Annotated in this window: 21 protein-coding genes; 17 read left to right on the top strand and 4 right to left on the bottom strand. The window is 63.0% G+C overall.

All coding sequences use genetic code 11. The features are described from left to right. Nucleotides 1–28: 28 nt before the first annotated feature. Nucleotides 29–1528, top strand: a complete 1500-nt coding sequence (gene lnt / locus AC3G7M_RS00655) for an apolipoprotein N-acyltransferase (protein ID WP_489213779.1) — start codon at nucleotides 29–31, stop codon at nucleotides 1526–1528. Nucleotides 1529–1747: 219 nt separating this feature from the next. Next, nucleotides 1748–2203, top strand: coding sequence for a helix-turn-helix domain-containing protein (locus AC3G7M_RS00650; protein WP_489213778.1), 456 nt, complete (start codon nucleotides 1748–1750; stop codon nucleotides 2201–2203). Nucleotides 2204–2249: 46 nt separating this feature from the next. Here the strand turns inward: AC3G7M_RS00650 and AC3G7M_RS00645 are convergent, their stop codons facing one another. Continuing rightward, nucleotides 2250–3149, bottom strand: coding sequence for a LysR substrate-binding domain-containing protein (locus AC3G7M_RS00645; protein WP_489213777.1), 900 nt, complete (start codon nucleotides 3147–3149; stop codon nucleotides 2250–2252). 101 nt (nucleotides 3150–3250) lie between these two features. Between AC3G7M_RS00645 and AC3G7M_RS00640 the strand changes: the two genes are divergently transcribed. The 9 genes from AC3G7M_RS00640 (at nucleotide 3251) to AC3G7M_RS00600 (ending at nucleotide 11406) form a co-directional block, all read left to right on the top strand. Continuing rightward, nucleotides 3251–3469 (top strand): YjiS-like domain-containing protein, encoded by a 219-nt coding sequence (locus tag AC3G7M_RS00640; RefSeq protein WP_489213775.1) that lies wholly within the window; start codon nucleotides 3251–3253, stop codon nucleotides 3467–3469. A 78-nt stretch (nucleotides 3470–3547) separates the two neighbouring features. Beyond that, a complete protein-coding gene (uvrB, locus tag AC3G7M_RS00635; RefSeq protein ID WP_489213773.1) occupies nucleotides 3548–5782 on the top strand; it encodes an excinuclease ABC subunit UvrB in 2235 nt (744 codons plus the stop codon). Then, nucleotides 5779–6549, top strand: coding sequence for an SDR family oxidoreductase (locus AC3G7M_RS00630; RefSeq protein WP_489213771.1), 771 nt, complete (start codon nucleotides 5779–5781; stop codon nucleotides 6547–6549). The genes uvrB and AC3G7M_RS00630 overlap by 4 nt, the downstream gene beginning before the upstream one ends. Then, nucleotides 6546–6959 (top strand): dihydroneopterin aldolase, encoded by a 414-nt coding sequence (locus AC3G7M_RS00625; protein WP_489213769.1) that lies wholly within the window; start codon nucleotides 6546–6548, stop codon nucleotides 6957–6959. Before AC3G7M_RS00630 ends, AC3G7M_RS00625 begins: the two co-directional genes overlap by 4 nt. Before the next feature lie 225 nt (nucleotides 6960–7184). Beyond that, nucleotides 7185–9116 carry an excinuclease ABC subunit UvrC gene (gene uvrC, locus AC3G7M_RS00620; RefSeq protein WP_489213767.1) on the top strand — a complete coding sequence of 644 codons (1932 nt, stop codon included), beginning with the start codon at nucleotides 7185–7187 and terminating at the stop codon, nucleotides 9114–9116. A 131-nt stretch (nucleotides 9117–9247) separates the two neighbouring features. Next, nucleotides 9248–9850: a CDP-diacylglycerol--glycerol-3-phosphate 3-phosphatidyltransferase gene (gene pgsA, locus AC3G7M_RS00615; RefSeq protein ID WP_489213765.1), complete on the top strand. Its 603-nt coding sequence runs from the start codon at nucleotides 9248–9250 to the stop codon at nucleotides 9848–9850. Nucleotides 9851–9985: 135 nt separating this feature from the next. Continuing rightward, nucleotides 9986–10630, top strand: a complete 645-nt coding sequence (locus tag AC3G7M_RS00610) for a hypothetical protein (RefSeq protein ID WP_489213763.1) — start codon at nucleotides 9986–9988, stop codon at nucleotides 10628–10630. Between the two features lie 57 nt (nucleotides 10631–10687). Beyond that, on the top strand, nucleotides 10688–10945 hold the full coding sequence (moaD, locus tag AC3G7M_RS00605) for a molybdopterin converting factor subunit 1 (protein ID WP_489213761.1): 258 nt from the start codon (nucleotides 10688–10690) through the stop codon (nucleotides 10943–10945). A gap of 2 nt (nucleotides 10946–10947) precedes the next feature. Continuing rightward, nucleotides 10948–11406 (top strand): molybdenum cofactor biosynthesis protein MoaE, encoded by a 459-nt coding sequence (locus AC3G7M_RS00600; protein ID WP_489213759.1) that lies wholly within the window; start codon nucleotides 10948–10950, stop codon nucleotides 11404–11406. Nucleotides 11407–11435: 29 nt separating this feature from the next. On the opposite strand, the gene AC3G7M_RS00595 is transcribed toward AC3G7M_RS00600, so the two are convergent. The 3 genes from AC3G7M_RS00595 to AC3G7M_RS00585 form a co-directional block, all read right to left on the bottom strand. Beyond that, a complete protein-coding gene (locus AC3G7M_RS00595; protein ID WP_489213757.1) occupies nucleotides 11436–12461 on the bottom strand; it encodes a rhamnan synthesis F family protein in 1026 nt (341 codons plus the stop codon). Between the two features lie 217 nt (nucleotides 12462–12678). Continuing rightward, a complete protein-coding gene (locus tag AC3G7M_RS00590) occupies nucleotides 12679–14199 on the bottom strand; it encodes a methyltransferase domain-containing protein (RefSeq protein WP_489213755.1) in 1521 nt (506 codons plus the stop codon). Nucleotides 14200–14382: 183 nt separating this feature from the next. Further along, entirely contained in the window at nucleotides 14383–14877 is a 495-nt protein-coding gene (locus AC3G7M_RS00585) for a GcrA family cell cycle regulator (RefSeq protein ID WP_489213753.1), read from the bottom strand. Between the two features lie 258 nt (nucleotides 14878–15135). On the opposite strand from AC3G7M_RS00585, the gene AC3G7M_RS00580 reads away from it, so the two are divergent. The 6 genes from AC3G7M_RS00580 (at nucleotide 15136) to AC3G7M_RS00555 (ending at nucleotide 18603) form a co-directional block, all read left to right on the top strand. After that, a complete protein-coding gene (locus tag AC3G7M_RS00580) occupies nucleotides 15136–15381 on the top strand; it encodes a twin-arginine translocase TatA/TatE family subunit (protein ID WP_489213752.1) in 246 nt (81 codons plus the stop codon). Nucleotides 15382–15464: 83 nt separating this feature from the next. Further along, nucleotides 15465–16100 (top strand): methylthioribulose 1-phosphate dehydratase, encoded by a 636-nt coding sequence (locus AC3G7M_RS00575; RefSeq protein WP_489216117.1) that lies wholly within the window; start codon nucleotides 15465–15467, stop codon nucleotides 16098–16100. Continuing rightward, nucleotides 16097–16636, top strand: coding sequence for a 1,2-dihydroxy-3-keto-5-methylthiopentene dioxygenase (locus AC3G7M_RS00570; protein ID WP_489213751.1), 540 nt, complete (start codon nucleotides 16097–16099; stop codon nucleotides 16634–16636). The genes AC3G7M_RS00575 and AC3G7M_RS00570 overlap by 4 nt, the downstream gene beginning before the upstream one ends. Before the next feature lie 8 nt (nucleotides 16637–16644). Continuing rightward, a complete protein-coding gene (mtnC, locus tag AC3G7M_RS00565) occupies nucleotides 16645–17388 on the top strand; it encodes an acireductone synthase (protein WP_489213750.1) in 744 nt (247 codons plus the stop codon). An 88-nt stretch (nucleotides 17389–17476) separates the two neighbouring features. Then, complete coding sequence (locus tag AC3G7M_RS00560) at nucleotides 17477–18058, top strand: alpha-ketoglutarate-dependent dioxygenase AlkB (protein WP_489213749.1); 582 nt, start codon at nucleotides 17477–17479, stop codon at nucleotides 18056–18058. Between the two features lie 5 nt (nucleotides 18059–18063). Further along, complete coding sequence (locus tag AC3G7M_RS00555) at nucleotides 18064–18603, top strand: NUDIX domain-containing protein (RefSeq protein ID WP_489213748.1); 540 nt, start codon at nucleotides 18064–18066, stop codon at nucleotides 18601–18603. Nucleotides 18604–18767: the final 164 nt, after the last annotated feature.

Genomic DNA, 18767 nt, shown 5'->3' with positions numbered 1-18767 from the left:
GGCAATGCGCATCTATAGCCGCCTTTGGATGCGCAAGACTCTCATTCTCGCACTCATCCTCGGATTCCTGGCAGCCCTCGCCCTGCCGCCCATCTATATTCTGCCGGCGCTATGGCTCAGCCTGCCAGGGTTGCTGTGGCTGATCGGGCAGGCGCCGAGCTGGAAGCAGGCGGGCCTGATCGGCCTGGCTTTCGGATTTGGCCTCAATGTCGTGGGTCTCTACTGGATCACCGAGCCGATCCTCATCGAGGCGGCGCAATTTTGGTGGCTGGTGCCCTTTGCCGTGCCGGGTCTGGCTCTGGTCGTGGGCGTATTCACCGCCGTGCCTGCGGCGCTCGCCTGGATGGCGCCTGCGGGCATGCCGCGGATTCTGGTGCTGGCCGGAACCTGGACGCTGGCCGATCTCGCTTTGCAATTTGTGTTCACCGGTTTCCCCTGGAATTTCTGGGGCACGGATGTCGCCATTCCTGGACTGCTCGGCACCGTGCTGATTCAGCCGGCGGCCTGGATCGGGGTGCTGGGCCTCACGCTCTGTATTGTCTTCGTCGCCTCCCTGCCGTCGCTCGGCCTGCGTGGCCTGGCGGCGTCGCTGGGCTTGATGATCGTCTGGGGAACGGCCGGGGCCTGGCGCTTGTCCAGTGCGAAACCGGCAGAGCCTGCCGCCATCATCGGCGTCATCCAGGGCAATGGCACAGCCGAATTCGTCTCTGACCGCACGGCAGCGCTAACGCTGTTCCGCCGCTATCTCACGCTCAGCGCCGACGCGGTCGCCAAGGCGCGGGCAAACAATCCGAAGAACCTGCCGATCATTCTGCTTTGGCCAGAGACGGCCTCGCCCTTCCTGCTTCAGACCGATGTCGCGGCCCGTCAGGCGATTGCGGAAACGGTCGGGCCGGATGTGACGGTGATCACCGGCATGCTGCGCTTCGGCGACGACAATCAGGCGATCTATAACAGCCTGGGTGTGCTACGTGGTCCGGGCCCTCTGCTCGCGACCTACGACAAGTGGCATCTTGTGCCTTTCGGCGAATATCAGCCCGCCTGGCTGCCCCTGCAGATATTGCCCGGAGAGGGGTTCACCCGGGGCAAGGGCCCCACCACGCTCCATGTGCCGGGCATACCGCCGGTCGGACCCATTATCTGCTACGAATCCGTCTTTTCTGGCCAGATCGTCCAGGAACGTGACCGGCCGGACTGGATCGCGCTCGTCACCAATGATGCCTGGTTCGGCAATAGCAGCGGTCCTCGCCAGCATCTGGCCGCCGGGCGGTTGCGGGCGGTCGAGGAAGGGCTGCCTTTGGCCCGCGCCGCCAATACCGGCATTTCGGCGGTTTTCGACGCATCAGGACGGGAAAAGGCGCGTCTGGGCCTCGCCCGTCAGGGCGCCCTCGTCATGCCGCTGCCCGGGCCCCTGCCGCCGACCGTGTTTGCCTCTTGGGGACTATGGGCACCGGCCATACTCGGCTGCCTCACCGCGCTCCTGGGTATGATTTTGGGATCGCGCCGAGTGCCACGCAGCGATCCGTAAATTTTATCCTAACAGTGCGCAGACGGCTTGTATTACGCTCAAATAGATTAAGGATTTCCCTTAGTGTAACGTTTCGATAGTTTTGGCTTCACATGCACTGCTATGATAGCCGCAGACGGTTTTGCCGCCCTTTGCCGACTAACGCCCCACCCAACCCCGGCGGCCAGGTTTGCCCCTTTGCACATGCTTCCAGCTTCATCCGGCAGGTCCGGGACCAGCATGACTAAGAGCGCGATGGGTGACGCCGGCCCCAGCCCGGTGGATGTGCATGTCGGGACGCGCATCCGGCAGCGCCGTACCGTCCTTGGCATGTCGCAGGAAAAGCTCGGCGACGCGTTGCGGCTGACCTTCCAGCAGGTGCAGAAATACGAACGCGGGACCAACCGGGTGAGCGCGTCCCGTCTGTACGATCTCTGCCGGGTCTTCAAAGTCTCGCCGGATTATTTTTTCGACGGATTGCCGAGCTTCGGAACCGCACCGCCGGCCTATCAAGCGCGCGGCCTGGCCAGTCCCGTCTTTCAGGCAGCGGAAGAACAGGCGGGGCTGATCGACGAGCCGGCTCCGCTGGCACCGGATGAGGCCGAACTACTGGCATCATTTTCCGGCATCACCGATCCCGATGTTCGCCGCCGTGTCCTGGATCTGGTCAAGTCGATATCAGCTACACCCGGTTAGCGGCAGACAGAAACGGTTCTGGCAAAGCTTAATTCTGGCAGACCTGTCAGGCCGCGGCCTGATCCGGTTTCATCGCCTCACGCGCGAAGGTCTCGGCGATATAGTCACCAAGCGCATCGGTCACGGGCTGCCGCGCTTCACGCGCCTTGATCATCAGCACCTGGAAGTCAGGAAGCGGCGGCAATCCGTCCTCTCGTCCCAAGACGCGCACGCCTTCCGGTAGGGCGGTGGCCGGCGACAGCGTGATGGCAAGACCCGCCATGACGGGTGCCAGCGTGCCGGTTTGCGCCGACGAGGTATAGGCCACGCGAAAGCGTCGATTCGTCTGTTCCAGAGCCTCTATTGCGGCCTGCCGCCAGCAGCAGGTGGGATCGGAGAGGGCAAGAGGCAGAGGGTCCAGCCGATGCGTCGCATGGCGTTCCGAGCCGATCCAGACAAGCGGGCCCCGCCATAGCGGCTCCCCTTCCAAGCCCGCGACCGAATGCCCCTCGGAGACGAGGGCCAGATCAAGTGTGCCGGCGCGTAGCTTGGGAATAAGCTCGTTCGATGGCGCGCAGACCACCTCTACCTCCACGTTCGGATGCACTTCGGCGAAGCGAACAAGGACCCGGGGCAGGAAACGGAGCGCGTAATCATCCGGCACGCCGAGGCAGACCTGGCCGCTGACGGAGGGCTGGTGGAAGGTCCGCCAGATATCGTCGTTCAGGGATAGCATCTCGCGCGCGCGGTCCAGCAGAAACTGCCCGTGCCGGGTGAGATCGACCTGACCACCCCGGCCGCGATGAAACAATTGCTGTCCGAGCACCGCTTCCAGACGCTGCACCTGCATGGAGACGGCCGACTGCGTGCGGCCGACCATCTGGGCCGCTCGCGTGAAGCTGCGTTCCTCAGCGATCAGGACGAAGGCGCGCAGCAGATCAGGGTCGAGCGTGGCGGGGCGGGTCATGTAATCAACTTATTTGATTCAAACGATCAAAACAATTCGTTTTTCTTATTACGGGCATGGGGTCAGCTTTCCCTCATCACTCATCCGAATGGGAGACGACCATGTCACTCACTCTTTTACGCCCTGCCGTCAGCCGGACAGCTGTGAGCCCTATAGCGCGGGTCTGGCGGGGTTTTCGTGACCGTTACGCTCGGCTGACCAAGGCTCGGCGGCTGAAGCGGGAACTCGCGACCATGGATGCGCGCATGCTGTCTGACATCGGCGTTTCGCGCGCCCAGCTGCGCTTCGAGGTCGAGGAATGGGAACGCGCCCGCCGCTGATCGGTTCTGCCATGTCTCAAACCTGCTGTTGCGCGGGCCCCTCTCGATAAAGTGGCTGCCAGGCATTATGTTCCCCTTATGTCCCAGGCAGTCACCCATCCTTCCGCGCTTCCCAGCCTTCCTGTGGCCTTCATGCCGCAGAAACAGCCGCCGCGGCCGGCGAAAACGCCCTTCAAGGTCGTGTCCGAATTCGAGCCCGCCGGCGACCAGCCGGCAGCGATCCGGCATCTTGTCGCCGGGACGGACGGGCATGAGCGGGATCAGGTGCTGCTTGGCGTGACCGGCTCGGGCAAGACCTTCACCATGGCTAAGGTCATCGAGGCGGTGCAGCGGCCGACGCTCATCCTGGCGCCGAACAAGACGCTGGCGGCCCAGCTCTATGCCGAGATGAAGAGCTTCTTCCCCGACAATGCCGTCGAATATTTCGTCAGCTATTACGACTACTACCAGCCGGAAGCATACGTCCCGCGCACCGATACCTATGTGGAGAAGGACGCGCAGATCAACGAGCAGATCGACCGCATGCGCCATTCCGCCACCCAGGCCGTGCTGGAGCGCAACGACGTCATCATCGTGGCCTCGGTCTCCTGCATCTACGGTATCGGCTCAGTTGAGACCTACGCCAAGATGGTGGTCAAGCTTGAGGTCGGCGGTTCGATCGACCGCGACAAGCTGGCCAAGGCCCTGGTCGAACTGCAATACCGCCGGAATGACGCGGCCTTCGCGCGCGGTACCTTCCGGCTGCGCGGCGAGGTCGTCGACATCTATCCCAGCCATTACGAGGATCGCGCCTGGCGCGTGTCGCTGTTCGGCGACGAGATCGAAAGCATTTCCGAATTCGACCCGCTGACCGGCACGGTCACCGGCAGCCTGGACAGCGTGACGGTCTATGCCAATAGCCACTACGTCACGCCCCGGCCGACGCTGACCCAGGCCATCATCCGCATCAAAAAGGAATTGAAGGAGCGCCTCGCCGAGCTGGAGGCTGAGGGCAGGCTGCTGGAGGTTGAGCGTCTCAATCAGCGCACCACCTTCGATATCGAGATGATGGAGACGACCGGCTCCTGCAAAGGGATCGAAAATTATTCCCGCTACCTGACAGGCCGCGCGCCGGGTGAGCCGCCACCGACCTTCTTTGAATACCTGCCTGAGAATGCGCTGCTGATCGTGGACGAAAGCCATGTTACGGTGCCGCAGATCGGCGGCATGTCGCGTGGTGATGCCGCCCGCAAATCCGTGCTTTCCGAATTCGGATTCCGCCTGCCGAGTTGCGCCGACAATCGTCCGCTGACCTTTGAGGAGTGGGAGCGATTCCGGCCGCAGACGGTCTTTGTGTCTGCAACGCCTGGACATTGGGAGATGGAGCGCACGGGCGGCAGTTTCGCCGAGCAGGTGATCCGCCCCACGGGTCTAATCGACCCGGTGGTGGAAATCCGCCCCGTCGGCAATCAGGTGGATGATCTGCTGGCCGAGGTGCGGCGTGTGCGGGATCTGGGTGGCCGCGTGCTGGTGACGACGCTGACCAAGCGCATGGCCGAGGATCTGACGGAATACCTCACCGAGCAGGGCGTGCGCGTGCGCTATCTGCATTCGGACGTCGATACGCTGGAGCGGATCGAGATCATTCGCAATCTGCGTCTGGGCGTCTTTGATGTGCTGGTCGGCATCAACCTGCTGCGCGAGGGCCTGGACATTCCCGAATGCATGCTGGTCGCCATCCTCGATGCGGATAAGGAAGGCTTCCTGCGTAGCCAGACGAGCCTGATCCAGACCATCGGCCGCGCTGCCCGCAATGTGGATGGACGCGTCATCTGCTACGCGGATCACATGACGCGCAGTCTGACCGCCGCGATCGAAGAGACTGACCGCCGCCGTCAGAAGCAGCGGGCCTGGAATGAGGCCCACGGCATCACACCGGTCTCGGTGCGCAAGCATATTTCCGAGGTGCTGGATTCGGTCTTTGAGCAGGATTACGTCACCGTCTCGCCGGTCAAGGATGGCGGCATCTCTGACTTCGTCGGCAAGGATCTGCGCAGTTCCATCGCTGAGATCGAGCGTCGCATGCGGGCGGCGGCAGCCGACCTGGAATTCGAGGAAGCGGCCCGTCTGCGCGACGAACTCAAGCGGCTGGAGGCGATGGAGCTCGGTATCGAACCGCCGCTGGGCAGCGGCGTGCGTGCCAAGCGGGACTATATGCCTGAGCCGCTGGGGCCTGGTGGTGGTGGCTACGATCCTGACAAGCGGCGTGGTAACAGCCGCCGCGGCGGTGGCAAATCTCCCAGCGGCCGCGGAGCAGGACGGACCAAGCGATGACCATCGACCCGCGTATTCCGCGTGCAGCCCTCATCACCGGGGGGGCGAAGCGGCTTGGCCGTGCCGTCACCGAAGCGCTGGCCGGCAGCGGTTTCGCGGTCGCGATCCACTATAATGCGAGCCGTGACGAGGCCGAGCTTTTGGCGGCCAGTCTCATTGCCCAGGGTATCCGCGCCATCACGCTCAAAGCCGATCTCGGCCAGGAGGCCGAGGTCGCATCCCTTGTCGCCCGGGCGGAGGCGGTGCTCGGGCCGATCGGCGTCTTGGTCAACAATGCCAGCACCTTCGAGCGCGACGAATGGAATGACGCGACCCGCGCCAGCTGGGACCGGCATATCGAGCCCAACCTGCGGGCGCCCTTCGTGCTGATGCAGGACATGGCGGGAGCACTGCCCGAAGCAGCCCATGGTGTCATCATCAATTTGCTCGATCAGCGCGTCTGGTCGCTGACTCCGCATTTCATCTCCTACACCGTCTCGAAAGCGGCCCTGTGGACGCTGACCCAAACCATGGCGCTGGCACTTGCCCCGCGCATTCGTGTCGTGGGAATCGGGCCTGGCCCCGCTGTGCCCAGTCCGCGCCAGAACCAGGCGGATTTCGACCGTCAGGCGGCCTCAGTGCCGCTGGGCCATGGCACGTCGCCGGAAGAGGTCGGCGCGGCGGCGCTTGCCATCCTGTCCCTGCCGTCGCTGACCGGACAGATGATTGCACTCGACGGTGGGCAGCATTTGCAATGGGCCCCGGCGACGATGGAGATCGCGGAATGAGCGGCCTGTCGGGATCGCCGCTCCGCCGGGTCTTCATCCGCGATCTGGTGCTGGAGGCGCGTATCGGCGTCTATGCCGAGGAGAAGGCTCGCCGCCAGCCGGTACGCATCAATATCTCCTTCGAGATGCGGGACGACGGGCTCGATCATCCGGGCGGTGTCGGACCGGATACGGTCGGGCGGGTGGTGGATTACGACGGCCTCGCCAAGCGCATTCGGGCCTTCGTGAACCGCGCTCATGTCGAGCTGGTGGAGACCATGGCGGAGGAGATTGCGCGCCTGTCGCTGCAGGATGCGCGTGTGCAGTCCGCGCGGGTTTCCGTCGAAAAACTGACCGTCTTCCCGGATGCGGCTTCCGCAGGCGTGGAGATTTTGCGCTACCGCGATCAAGTTTTTCCACCAGCCGCCTGAGGCGGGGAAAGTTACAGCTGCGTGTCAGTGAAATCCTCGCAACCTCGTGAATTTTGGCATTAGTTTAATATATTTCAATGACTTACCGCGTTAGTTGCGAAAATCGTCCACAGCATCCCCAGGTCTTCCCCCTCAGCAGAAGCCTAGGCTGCGCGGAACGCTCCACAAAGATATCCACAGGGGGTCTTGCCCCGCGGGAGCGGATTTTCCGCTAGGATGGCTACCATGAGCGAAACCGAAAATTCTGCTCCTGGAGGTCCCGGAGAGGAGCCGCAGGCCGCTGCCCGTCCGGTCTCCATCACGCATGGCGTGGCGGTGATCGAGCGTGCGCTGGAGACGATGCCGCTCGTCCCCGGCGTCTACCGGATGCTCGATGGCAAGGGTGATGCGCTCTATGTCGGCAAGGCGCGCAGTCTGAAGAAGCGTGTCGTCTCCTATACCCAGATCGCCCGCCTGCCGGAGCGTCTGCGCCGCATGGTGGCGGAAACGATCTCCATGGAGATCGTGACCACCCATACCGAGGCCGAGGCGCTGCTGCTTGAGGCGAATCTCATCAAGCGTCTGAAGCCTCGCTTCAACATCGTCCTGCGGGACGACAAGAGCTACCCCTGGCTCATGCTGACCGAGGATCATGATTTCCCGCAGGTGGTGAAGCATCGCGGCGCGCAGACGCGGAAGGGCACCTATTGGGGACCTTTCGCCTCGGCCTGGTCGGTCAACCAAAGCCTGACGGCGCTGGAAAGGCTGTTCCTGCTGCGCTCCTGCACCGACAGCGTCTTCGCGAACCGGACCCGGCCTTGCCTGCTGTTCCAGATCAAGCGCTGCTCGGCGCCCTGCGTCGATCACATCACGAAAGAAGATTATGCGGCCTTGGTGGCGCAGGCGAAGGCCTTCCTCAGCGGCCGCGCCGCGGCCATCCAGCAGCAGCTCGCCGCTGAGATGGACCAGGCTTCGACGGCGATGGAATTCGAGCGCGCCGCGACCCTGCGCGACCGCATCCGCGGTCTGTCCCATGTGCAGGGAACAGGCGTGATCAACCCTGCCAGCCTGAACGACGCCGATGTCATCGCCGCCTGGCAGATTGCGGGGCAAACCTGTGTGCAGGTCTTCTTTGTCCGTGGCGGACACAATAATGGCAACCGAGCCTTCTATCCGAGCCATACCAAGGGCGAGGAACTGGCTGAGGTTCTGGCTGCCTTTATCGCCCAGTTTTATGAAGACAAGCCGCCGCCGCCGCTGTTGCTGCTCAACCACCCTCCCGAAGAAGAGGCGCTGATCGCCGAGGCGCTGTCGCTCAAGGCCGGTCGGGCCGTCACCATCAGCGTGCCCCAGCGTGGCGAGAAGCGCGCGGTCGTCGCCCATGCCGAACTCAATGCGCGTGAGAGTTTGGAACGCAAGCTCGCTGAGACGGCAGGGCAGGGGAAACTGCTGGACGCGACGGCCGCGCTTTTCGGTCTGGCCGGCCCGATTGAGCGTATCGAGACCTACGACAACAGCCACATCATGGGCACCAATGCCTATGGCGTTATGGTCGTGGCCGGCCCCGAGGGGCTGACAAAGCAGGCCTACCGCAAATTCGCGATCAAGGGTCCCGTTGCACCGGGAGATGATTTCGGCATGATGCGGGAAGTGCTGCAGCGCCGCTTCGGCCGCGCGCTGAAGGAACACGCAGACCGTGACGACCCCCACTGGCCCGATCTTGTCATCATCGACGGCGGGGCCGGCCAGCTCTCGGCTGCCCGCGCCGTGATGGAGGAGATGGGGGTGGCCGATATTCCGCTCGTGGCCATCGCCAAGGGGCCCGACCGCAATGCCGGCCGCGAGTGGTTTCACCGCGAAGGGCACGAGCCGTTCCAGCTACCCCCGCGCGACCCTGTGCTCTATTTCCTGCAGCGCCTGCGGGACGAGGCCCATCGCTTCGCCATCACCACCCATCGCTCGGGCCGGTCGCGGGAGATTTCAAAAAGTGAACTGGATGAGATTGCCGGAATCGGCGCCGCCCGCAAGCGCGCGCTGCTGCATCACTTCGGCTCCGCCCGAGGCGTGAAGCAAGCGGGCCTCAATGATCTCGCAGCGGTTCCCGGCATAAATCGGGAGACAGCCAAGCGCGTCTATGCGCATTTTCACCCCGGGGTCCGCATGGAAGGCGTTTCCTGACAGGCGCCTCTGCCTTAGGATCTGATCGATCCAGATTGCGTCGCGCCAGCGCTCGATCTGGACCGAGAATCAGACCCCGATCGATGTCTTAGAGTGTGCTTCACTCGATTACGCTCTAAGCTGAGGCTCTCATGATCACAGACCTGCCCAATGTGCTGACCCTCTCGCGTATCGCCGCCATTCCGGTGCTGATCGTGCTTGCCTCGCTGCATTTGCCGAGTGGGGATCTGGCGGCCTGCATCATCTTCGCACTTGCCGGCATTACCGATTATCTGGACGGCAGGCTCGCCCGCAGCCGTAAGCAGTTCTCCGATCTCGGGCGTATGCTCGACCCGATCGCCGACAAGCTTCTGGTTGGCGCCGTGCTGATCATGCTGGCCGGCGACGGGCGGCTGGGTCCCTGGGGGCTTTATCCCGCCATCATCATCATGTGCCGTGAAATCCTGGTCAGCGGATTGCGTGAATTTCTGGCCGAAATCCGTATCGGTCTGCCCGTGACACGCCTCGCCAAATGGAAAACGACGTTTCAGATCGGGGCGCTCGGTTTCCTCATCGCGGGCAATGGCACGGCGCAGCTTCTGCATATCAGCTGGCTGCCGGTCTGGCTGATCGGCATCGTTCTGCTGTGGATCTCGGCCATTCTGACCATTATCACCGGGTGGGATTATCTCACCGCTGGCATCCGTCATGCCGAGCTTGGCACCGGCCGGGGTGATGCGCAGGCCGGCAGCTGAGGCCGACACGCGAATAACGTCGGTCGCTTCCTTGATGGCTCCCCCTCAGCCATGGCATCTAGGCAGTGAAGCGCGACGGGACAGCCCGCCCCGCGACCGGCCCTCTTCTCGGGCAAGATCAAGGATGCGACCTTCATGCGGCGGATTGCTCTGACCGGGCTGCTTCTTCTCTCGGGCTGCACCGGTTTCGACCATTTCATTGGCGACACGCATACATTAGCGAGCAACCCGAATAAGCCGGTCGGAAACGACAGCCTTTCGATGCAACGGGCCAATGGCAATGCGGGGGTGGCAACACCCTTGGTGCCGGAATCCGGCCAGGTTTGGCCCACGGCCATTCCGGCGATGCCGACGCTTGCCGATATTCAGAAGCAGATGGATTTGAACGGCAACGGGGCCCCGCAGCTGGGGCCGGTGCCGGCAGGCACTGGCCAGATGCCGAACCTGAACACGTTGCCGGGCATGCAAGGCGTGCCCTCGCAGGCGCCGGTCTCAGGCGGTACGGTGCGTCCGCCTTCGGTCAGCAGCCCGCTGAGCACGACGGCACCGCTCTCCAACATGACCACGAGTTCGGCGCCGCCTAATCTGACCATGCCCAAGCTGGGCACGCCCATTACGACCCCGTCTGGGGCAACCACCATCATTGGGGGCACGGCGAACTATCAGACGCTGGCGCCGATCAATGGCCAGGCCGGTGCTATCCTCATTCCCAACGGAAATGGCACCAGCACTCTGGTTATGCCCAACGGGACCATCAGCAGCGTGCCCAGCCCGCATTGAGGCTGGCGCTGTTCAGCACTACCTCGCCGGGACCCCAGTCTCTCATAAGGTATCGTGATGGTAGTGCGGCTGCTCTATTTTGCCTGGCTGCGTGAGCGTCTGGGCCGCGCCGAGGAAGAAGTGTCACTCCCACCGCGGGTCGACACTGTCGGCGCCTTGCTTGAGTGGCTGCGGGAGCGCGGCTCCCCCTATGGCGACGTGCTGACCGAAACGGCCCGCATCCGCAGTGCCGTCAATCAGGACTTCGCCTCCGATGCGTCGCGGATCGCGGCTGGCGATGAAATTGCTCTTTTCCCCCCTATCACCGGAGGCTGAGCATGGCCTTCATCCGTGTTGGACCGGCGGATTTCGATGTCGCTGCCGAACTCGCGGCCTTGCTGCGGGAAGCGGGTGATATTGGCGCCGTCGCCTCATTCATCGGCCTGGTGCGGAATTCGGACGAGGCGCCGATCACAGCCATGACTCTGGAACACTATCCCGGGATGACCGAGCGCGCGATCGCCGCCGTGGCGGCGGAGGCAGAGGCCAGATTTGCCCTGTCGTCGTGCAGGATCATCCACCGAACGGGGCGCATCCCACTGTCAGGCCAGATCGTGCTGGTGCTGACGGCCGCCGCCCACCGCAAAGCGGCTTTGGACGCGGCAGGCTTTTTGATCGATTGGCTCAAGGTGGGGGCGCCCTTCTGGAAGCAAGAGCATTTGGCGGACGGCCGTGACCGCTGGGTGGATGCGCAGGCTGCCGATGACATGGCGGCCGCACGCTGGCAGGCGCCCTGAACCGCCCGGCCTCATGACACCATATCAGGTCAGGCCGCGTTTTTAGGCTGCTCGCCCTCTGGGTCGTTCCAGACCTCGGCCAGGCGTTTGCCGAGGGATCGGCGGATTTCATCCGCCAGCGGCTGCGGATCAGCATGCAGCGACTCCGCCACCACCTCCTCCCACTCGAAGACATCCGTGACCTTGGTCGGATTGCGCAGCAGCAGCTCCCGCTTCAGGAAGGGATACCCGGCCTGCAGCAGCTGGCGCCAGAGATCGATGGACGGATTGAGCGGCACCGGTTCGCGCTTGGCGCACGTCAGGATGCGTTCGGCATGGACGGCCTCGGCGCGTAGCCGGGCATCGCGACCTTCGACCTCATCATCGGCAGCCACCAGCCGCTCGAGCCGTTCTAGCTCGGTATCGTCGAGCAAGGCTTCGTTTGGAAAAAGCGCGGCGGTGCGGATACCGTCTTTTGCCAGGGCGCGGGTAAAGCCGATTTCGCAGTGGCGAATAACCCAATCCTTGCAGGGAATGGGCCGCACAGAGTGCCAAAATCGCCGCCAAGCCGGGCTGCGGATCGCCGTTTCGCCACAGGCGAGGAAGAAAGACTGCAGATGGTAGTGGTGCTGCCAGCTTTCGGTCACGCCCCAGATATCGGCGCGCGCGAAATCAATCGAGGCCAGCAGCGGCGCCAGATCGGTGAAGGGACCATAGACGCTGTCATTGACCAGATAGATGGCGCGGGTCTCTGCCCGGGGCAAGCCCATCGTGTCCAGCGCGTCACGCCAGGCGCCGAAATCATAGCCGATATTGCGGCGGATCAAAACGGCACTGCAATGGTCCCGCAGGAAAGCCTTGTCTTCATCCTGAATATAGCCGGAATTCGTGACGAAAACGATGGACAGTCCCGCCCGTTCCAGGCCGCGCAAAAAAGCGCGCGTCGGCGGCAGAACCCGCCCGGCCGCATCAAAATGGACAAAGACAGCGACATTTGCCCCCAGCGGCTGGCCTGTGGACTCATACTGTTCCACCACCTGATGGGTAGAATGGAGAAAACCCAGGGGCCAGGCCAAGCCGATCCGCAGTCTGACCCCGACTTCACGAGCCACAATGCGCAGGGGCTGAGACAACCGCATCGCTCGGCCGACAAAGGCTCGCATGGCATGCCGGGCAAGGTTGCGTGCAGCGGCAGACCGGTTATCGGCATGGCGAAACCGTCGCACCAGGACCCGCCAGGTGATAGGTTCTCCAAGAACGTAACGGGACGTCGGTTCGCTTATCGCTATCTCCTCAGGCACGCCGCATCTGCCGTATCCGATAAAAGATTTCCCGCGCGAAGCTCTGCATTACCGCGGGTAAGGATGTATCTCCCCTTTGATTCATGTGGGGAAGCAGTTCGCGTCGCGCAACCCTTGCGGCCAAGTATGGCCTTTCGCCGTGGATCAGAATGTCGACGGCGCGCCGCACGATCGCGTCTCGTCCAGACCCCGTCGGGGATTCAGCAAGTTTCCTCATCATCGTCACAACCGCTCGTTTCCCTTGCGTCGCGACACAGAGAACGACCTCCGCCTGTGCCACCCAAAGGATCTGCCTCGTCTGCATATCGCCGATCTGCAGCCGGTCGAACCAGGACCACAATGGTGCGCAGACCGCACCAATTGCAACAAATCGTGGCAAAAGCTCGGTCCTGGTCTCTCCAATTTGCAGCCTCTGATATGCGCGGGCCAGCATAATTGCCGCGAGGTTGAGCGGCAGGACGTCAGATATGGCCGCGGCCCCGGTCCCATCTGCGCGCGCGATCGCAGTTTCTATCGTATCGACATCGATACGATAACGTGACCTTAGCCGTGGAGCCAGATCCTGCCAGATGTGTGCGGCAGCAATGCTATCCTCAGCTGAGACCGCTTCGACAAAGGCCCGTCCCGCAAAGCCGAAATAAAGATCGTCAGCCTCCGCGCGTTGCGCTGACCGATCGGTCAGATAGCGGATCGCAATGGCCTGCCGGGCGCGGGCATCCTCCTGCAAGACAAGCGGCATGCAAGCGGCAAAGGCTATCAGCTTCCATCCGTCGCTCCGTACCGAGACATGCGTGAACCCGGCTTGTCGCAGCAGGAATTCGAGACTGCGCGCGCTTTGCAGAATAAGGTGCAGGCCGACCGTCAAAGTGGCGCTCAGAACCGGCTTTGCGATCGCCGGTTGCACGGCCGCGATATCGGGGGTCGTCAGCACGGCGATGCCGTCCGGCTTCAATCCCCGGCGAATGTCACGCAGGAAATTCGCGGGGTCGGGCAGATGCTCCAGCACCTCGGTCGCCATCACCACGTCGCAGCTGCCGGAGGGTACCGTGGTCGGATCGAAATAGGCCGGGGTTATATCGACGCCCAGCATGCGGCGGCCGACGACTGACAGTTCGGCGGGGTCCATGCCGCGCGCCGACCAGCCCATGGCGTGATACGCAACATCAAGGCCAAAGCCGAAGCCGCAGCCGATTTCGACATAGGTCGCGCCCGGCGGCTTCTGGATATGGGCCAGGATGTCGGCAAAAATACCGACCGCGGCGCCTTGCTGCAGGAAATACGTGGTCGACTCGGCGGACATGCCTTCATCGCCATAGTCGCTTACGCTTTGGTCGGCATAGAACCCACAGGTGCAGGCGGGACAGCGCAGCAGCGTCCACACGGGAAGATGACCGGGGCGGGACAGGCAGATGGGAGATTTGTCCGCCCCGGCGCCGCAATTGGGGCAGGGCTGCGTGATGGAGGTGAGGCCGCCGGCCTCATGCGCCCAAAGAAAATCAAGGCTTTCGGACATTTATCCGTGCCATCGCTGGTGGAAGGTCATGCCATCTCGATGTCGGATTGTGACAGTCCTGAGATAAGACCCTCACCACACCGAGTCTATCGGCTTTCTTATCCCAGCGATGGATCAGCGCACAAAGCGACCACGCGGTCGCTTTGTGTCAACGGTCAGCGCCTCAGAAGACGATTTCCGCGATCAGGCCGCGTTTTCGCGGCGGTCGCGGATCTTCACATAGGCCAATTGCGCATGGTCGGCACAATAGGGCTTACCGGCCACAGCGGCGCCGTCACAGAAATGAAAGCCGGGTTTGCCGGGCTCTCCCACAGGCCAGCAGCATGCGGAGACGCGCACCACCGGGGCCGGAGCCACGGCCGCCAGGCGGCGTGGGGCAGGCGCCTTGACCGCGACGGGTGCCGCAGCCATGGCCGTTGCCACGACGGGGGAGACGATCTGAGGGCCGGAAGGCAGCGGTGCCAGCGTTGGGCCCGTTACCCGTGGCGCCACTGCCGGCGGGCTTTGGCCGCGCTCGCTGCGGCGTATGGGGGAGGGGCGGGGCGACAGATCGAGGCGATGGGCCTTGCCGACCACCGCATTCTTGGAAATACCCAGGCGTCGACCGATCTCGGCCGTAGACAAGCCCTCGGCCCAAAGTGCCTTAAGCTCAGCTATAATCGTCTCGTTCCACTCCATCTCGTGGTCCTTCGCCCAGGTGACTACTAGATAATGTATAGAGCTTAGGCTCCGACGCCAATGATTGAGTGCGGGTCCGGCTGAGAAAGCTGTGGACAAGTCGAAACCGCCTGTCCGGGTCAGCCCTTGTTGTTTCTGCCAACTGGTGAAAGCGCTGCAGTCGGACTATGATGCTTGACCTGGGGTAGTGGCTTGCCGTGATGCTGCCCTCGTGACATCAGACAGGCAGCTTGGGGGCTTATCCCCGAGGGAGGCAAAATGGGTTCGTTGAGCATCTGGCATTGGCTTATCGTTATCGTGGTCCTGTTGCTGCTGTTTGGCAGCGGCAAGGTCAGCCATCTGATGGGTGATTTTGCGAAGGGCCTCAAATCCTTCAAGAAAAACATGGCCGACGATGATGATGCGAAGATGGCCGACGGCACGCCGCAGGGCAGCCTGTCCGCGCCGGGACCCGAAACCACCGTCCCGAAGCGCGAGACGACGTCGGTTCACAGCCAGGGCTGAGCCCTGGCTCGGCGTTGCCTGAAGGACATGGCATGGCGATGATGGCGGACGGGCTGGCAGCCGGGGGCCTTGCCGCTTCGGCTATGGCCGAATCAGCGGTGGGGTCTGTGCCGCCACCTGTGGCCCGTGCTCTGGTCTCGGCCGGACAGCGTATGGATCTGCGCGGCTGGGTGCCCGCCACGAGCGGCAATCTCAGCGCGCGTCTGCCGGGTGAGCGCATGGCTATCACCCGCAGCGGTGTCCATAAGGGTTTTCTGGACACCCGTGACATCATTGAGGTCGATTTTGCCGGCCATTCCCTGACACCGGGCATGAAGCCGAGCGCGGAAACCCTGTTGCATTGCCAGATCTATGCGCTTTGGCCGCAGATCGGTTCCGTGCTGCATGGCCATTCCATTCCGGCGACCGCATTGACCATGGCTTTGCCGGGCGCATCCGCCATCCAGCTTGAGGGCTATGAAATCCTCAAGGCCTGGAGCGACGTCGTCGGCACGCATGACGTTTCCATCTCTTTGCCGATTATCGACAACGATCAGGACATGCCGCGCCTCGCTGCCCGGTTGCAGCCTTTGCTGGAACACGGCCAGGCTCCGATCGGCTATGTGCTGCGTGGGCATGGGATCTATGTCTGGGGCTCGGACGTGAATGCTGCCCTTTACCGATTGGAAGCGCTAGAATTCCTCCTGGCAACTGAAATTGAACGGAGGAAACTCGTATGAGCCGTCTGACGATCTATACTGACGACAATCCCGAGGTCCCGCTTCTCCGCAGCGAGGACGCCGAGGTGATCACGCGTGAGCTGAACGCTATCGGCGTGCGCTTCGAGCGATGGGAAAGCCCGGTGACGCTGGCGCCTGAGGATGACGCCGAGACAATCCTGGACGCTTACCGTCCCTACCTCAATAAGCTCATGGGCGATGCGGGCGCCGGTTCGGCCGATGTCATCAAGCTGACGCCGGATCACCCGCAGGCCACGCCGCTGCGCGAAAAATTCATCAACGAACATAGCCATACCGAGGATGAGATCCGCTTCTTCGTCCATGGCTCAGGCAATTTTGTCCTGCATCTCAATGAGCGCATCTATGACGCGCATTGCACAGCGGGCGATCTCATCAGCGTGCCCGCCAATGTGAAGCATTGGTTCGACGCCGGCGAACGGCCCTTCTTTACCGCTCTCCGTGTGTTTACCGACACCTCCGGCTGGGTTCCCCATTTCACCGGGAACGATATTAGCAAGCGCTTTCCTGCCGCTTGAGGGACCCCATGACCGACCTCGCCGATCGCCAGCCTGAGGAAACTGACCTCACCGTCATCCATCCCGTGGAGGCGGTGCTGCTCGATATCGAAGGTACGGTGACGCCGATCAGCCTCGTGCGGGACACTCTGTTTCCTTATGCCCGCATGCGGCTGCCCGACTTCGTGGCCGCCCATACGCATGATGCCGCGGTCCAGGTTGCTCTGGCCGAAACCCGCGATCTGGAGCCCGAGGCTGATCCGGTCGCGACGCTGCTGCGCTGGAGCGACCTCGATCAGAAAGTCACGCCGCTCAAGACCCTCCAGGGTCTGATCTGGCGCGAAGGCTATGCGTCGGGGGACCTCGTCGCGCAATTCTATGCGGAAGTGCCCGAGTGCCTGACCTTCTGGAAGCGGGAAGGTCTGCCGCTCTACGTCTATTCGTCGGGTTCCGTCGAAGCGCAGCGCGGTATTTTCGGCCATAGCCAGGCGGGCGATCTGACGCCGCTCTTCTCCGGCTTCTACGACACGCGTGTCGGGCCGAAGCGCGAACGCGCGAGCTATGATTCCATCCGGTCCGAGGTCGGGCTGCCGGCCGGTCTCATTCTATTTCTGTCGGATGTCGAGGCCGAGCTGGATGCTGCAGCGGCGGCAGGTTTCCGCACCTGCCAGCTGGTGCGCGAGGCAGACGGCACCGTGCCGTCTACGCGCCATCCGGTGGCCCCGGACCTGCACGAGGTGTCCCGGCTTTTTACCTTGCCGCAGTCCGCCTGAGCGGCCCGCGCGGCTGGGTGGCCTTCCGCTGAGCGATCTTTTTTCCAGCCTCGATCTACCGCCAGAGCACCCCAGTCTGCCTGAGGGCATGCTGCTGCTGCGCGGCCGGGCTGAACCGGCGGATTTGCAGCCTTTGATCCAGGCCCTGGCCGAAATCGCCCCCTTCCGTTTCATGACCACCCGCCGCGGCGGCAGAATGGCCGCCGCCATGACCAGCGCGGGCGCCTGCGGCTGGGTCTCAGACGCGCGCGGCTATCGCTATGAGAGCTACGATCCCATGACCGGCCAGACTTGGCCTGCGATGCCCGATGCGTTCCGCAGCCTCGCGGAGACGGCTGCGGCCGAAGCCGGATTTCCGGGCTTCGCGCCGGATACCTGCCTCATCAATCGCTATGCGGTCAGGGCCGGGATGGGCCTGCATCGGGATGGCGACGAGCAGGATTTCGGCCAGCCTATCGTGTCCGTCTCTCTCGGCCTGCCAGCCGTTTTCCTGGTGGGTGGACCGGACAAGGCCGACAAGCCTTTGCCTCTCCCGCTGCAAAGCGGCGACGTCCTGGTTTTCGGCGGCCCGGCGCGACTGCTCTATCATGGTATCCGGCCGGTCAAAGCGGGCCATGATCCGCTCTTCGGTCCTTTTCGCTATAATCTGACCTTCCGCCGCGCGAGATAAGCCCGATGACCGACGCCATCACCTGTCTTTCAAGCCGGCTTGTCTATGAGAACCGCTGGCTGCGCCTGCGGGAAGACAAGGTCCGCCGGCTGGACGGGTCGGAGGGCATCTATTCGGTTCTGGAGCGCGCTGAATTTGCGGTCATCTGCCCGGTGCAGGACGGCGATATCTATCTGGTCGAGCAGTTCCGCTATCCCATCGGCCAGCGGGTCTGGGAATTTCCGATGGGGACCTGGGAATGGCAGGACGTGGCACCCACGACGCTCGCAGCCGCTGAATTGCGCGAGGAGACCGGGCTGGTCGCCGGGGAATTGCGCGAAATCGGCAGGGTTTTCCAGGCGGCCGGCTATTCCAGCCAGCAAGGCCGTGTCTTCTTCGCGACCCAGCTGACGATGGGAGAGACCCAGCGAGAGCTGGAAGAGCAGGACATGGTGCTCGGGCGCTTCAAACTGGCCGAGGTAGAGCGCATGATCCGTGACGGCGTCATTCGCGATGCGATCACCATCGCAGCCTTTGCCCAGGCCCGTCTTCTGGGTTTTTTATAGCGCCTGTTGTAAACCTCAGGTGGCGATTCCACGATTTCCGCTCGAAATATCTGATTCACGGGCCAGATTCTCTGCTCGATACCGGTAGCGCCCGGCTTGGCGATATCCATCTCAGACGCTAAGCCCAATCGCATTTACGCCCCGGGCCGCCAGGCTCGGGCAAA

It is taken from the genome of Acidisoma sibiricum (assembly GCF_057837225.1).
The sequence above is the reverse complement of the archived record's forward strand: the minus strand, read 5'-3'. Positions and strand labels throughout refer to the sequence as shown.

Coding starts and splice junctions, on each gene's coding strand:
- AC3G7M_RS00640 (WP_489213775.1), top strand. CDS start 3,251: ATGTCACTCACTCTTTTACGCCCTGCCGTCAGCCGGACAGCTGTGAGC.
- AC3G7M_RS00630 (WP_489213771.1), top strand. CDS start 5,779: ATGACCATCGACCCGCGTATTCCGCGTGCAGCCCTCATCACCGGGGGG.
- AC3G7M_RS00585 (WP_489213753.1), bottom strand. CDS start 14,877: ATGGAGTGGAACGAGACGATTATAGCTGAGCTTAAGGCACTTTGGGCC.
- AC3G7M_RS00575 (WP_489216117.1), top strand. CDS start 15,465: ATGGCCGAATCAGCGGTGGGGTCTGTGCCGCCACCTGTGGCCCGTGCT.
- uvrC (WP_489213767.1), top strand. CDS start 7,185: ATGAGCGAAACCGAAAATTCTGCTCCTGGAGGTCCCGGAGAGGAGCCG.
- AC3G7M_RS00600 (WP_489213759.1), top strand. CDS start 10,948: ATGGCCTTCATCCGTGTTGGACCGGCGGATTTCGATGTCGCTGCCGAA.
- AC3G7M_RS00650 (WP_489213778.1), top strand. CDS start 1,748: ATGACTAAGAGCGCGATGGGTGACGCCGGCCCCAGCCCGGTGGATGTG.
- moaD (WP_489213761.1), top strand. CDS start 10,688: ATGGTAGTGCGGCTGCTCTATTTTGCCTGGCTGCGTGAGCGTCTGGGC.
- mtnC (WP_489213750.1), top strand. CDS start 16,645: ATGACCGACCTCGCCGATCGCCAGCCTGAGGAAACTGACCTCACCGTC.
- lnt (WP_489213779.1), top strand. CDS start 29: ATGCGCAAGACTCTCATTCTCGCACTCATCCTCGGATTCCTGGCAGCC.
- uvrB (WP_489213773.1), top strand. CDS start 3,548: ATGTCCCAGGCAGTCACCCATCCTTCCGCGCTTCCCAGCCTTCCTGTG.
- AC3G7M_RS00560 (WP_489213749.1), top strand. CDS start 17,477: ATGCTGCTGCTGCGCGGCCGGGCTGAACCGGCGGATTTGCAGCCTTTG.
- AC3G7M_RS00590 (WP_489213755.1), bottom strand. CDS start 14,199: ATGTCCGAAAGCCTTGATTTTCTTTGGGCGCATGAGGCCGGCGGCCTC.
- pgsA (WP_489213765.1), top strand. CDS start 9,248: ATGATCACAGACCTGCCCAATGTGCTGACCCTCTCGCGTATCGCCGCC.
- AC3G7M_RS00580 (WP_489213752.1), top strand. CDS start 15,136: ATGGGTTCGTTGAGCATCTGGCATTGGCTTATCGTTATCGTGGTCCTG.
- AC3G7M_RS00645 (WP_489213777.1), bottom strand. CDS start 3,149: ATGACCCGCCCCGCCACGCTCGACCCTGATCTGCTGCGCGCCTTCGTC.
- AC3G7M_RS00625 (WP_489213769.1), top strand. CDS start 6,546: ATGAGCGGCCTGTCGGGATCGCCGCTCCGCCGGGTCTTCATCCGCGAT.
- AC3G7M_RS00570 (WP_489213751.1), top strand. CDS start 16,097: ATGAGCCGTCTGACGATCTATACTGACGACAATCCCGAGGTCCCGCTT.
- AC3G7M_RS00555 (WP_489213748.1), top strand. CDS start 18,064: ATGACCGACGCCATCACCTGTCTTTCAAGCCGGCTTGTCTATGAGAAC.
- AC3G7M_RS00610 (WP_489213763.1), top strand. CDS start 9,986: ATGCGGCGGATTGCTCTGACCGGGCTGCTTCTTCTCTCGGGCTGCACC.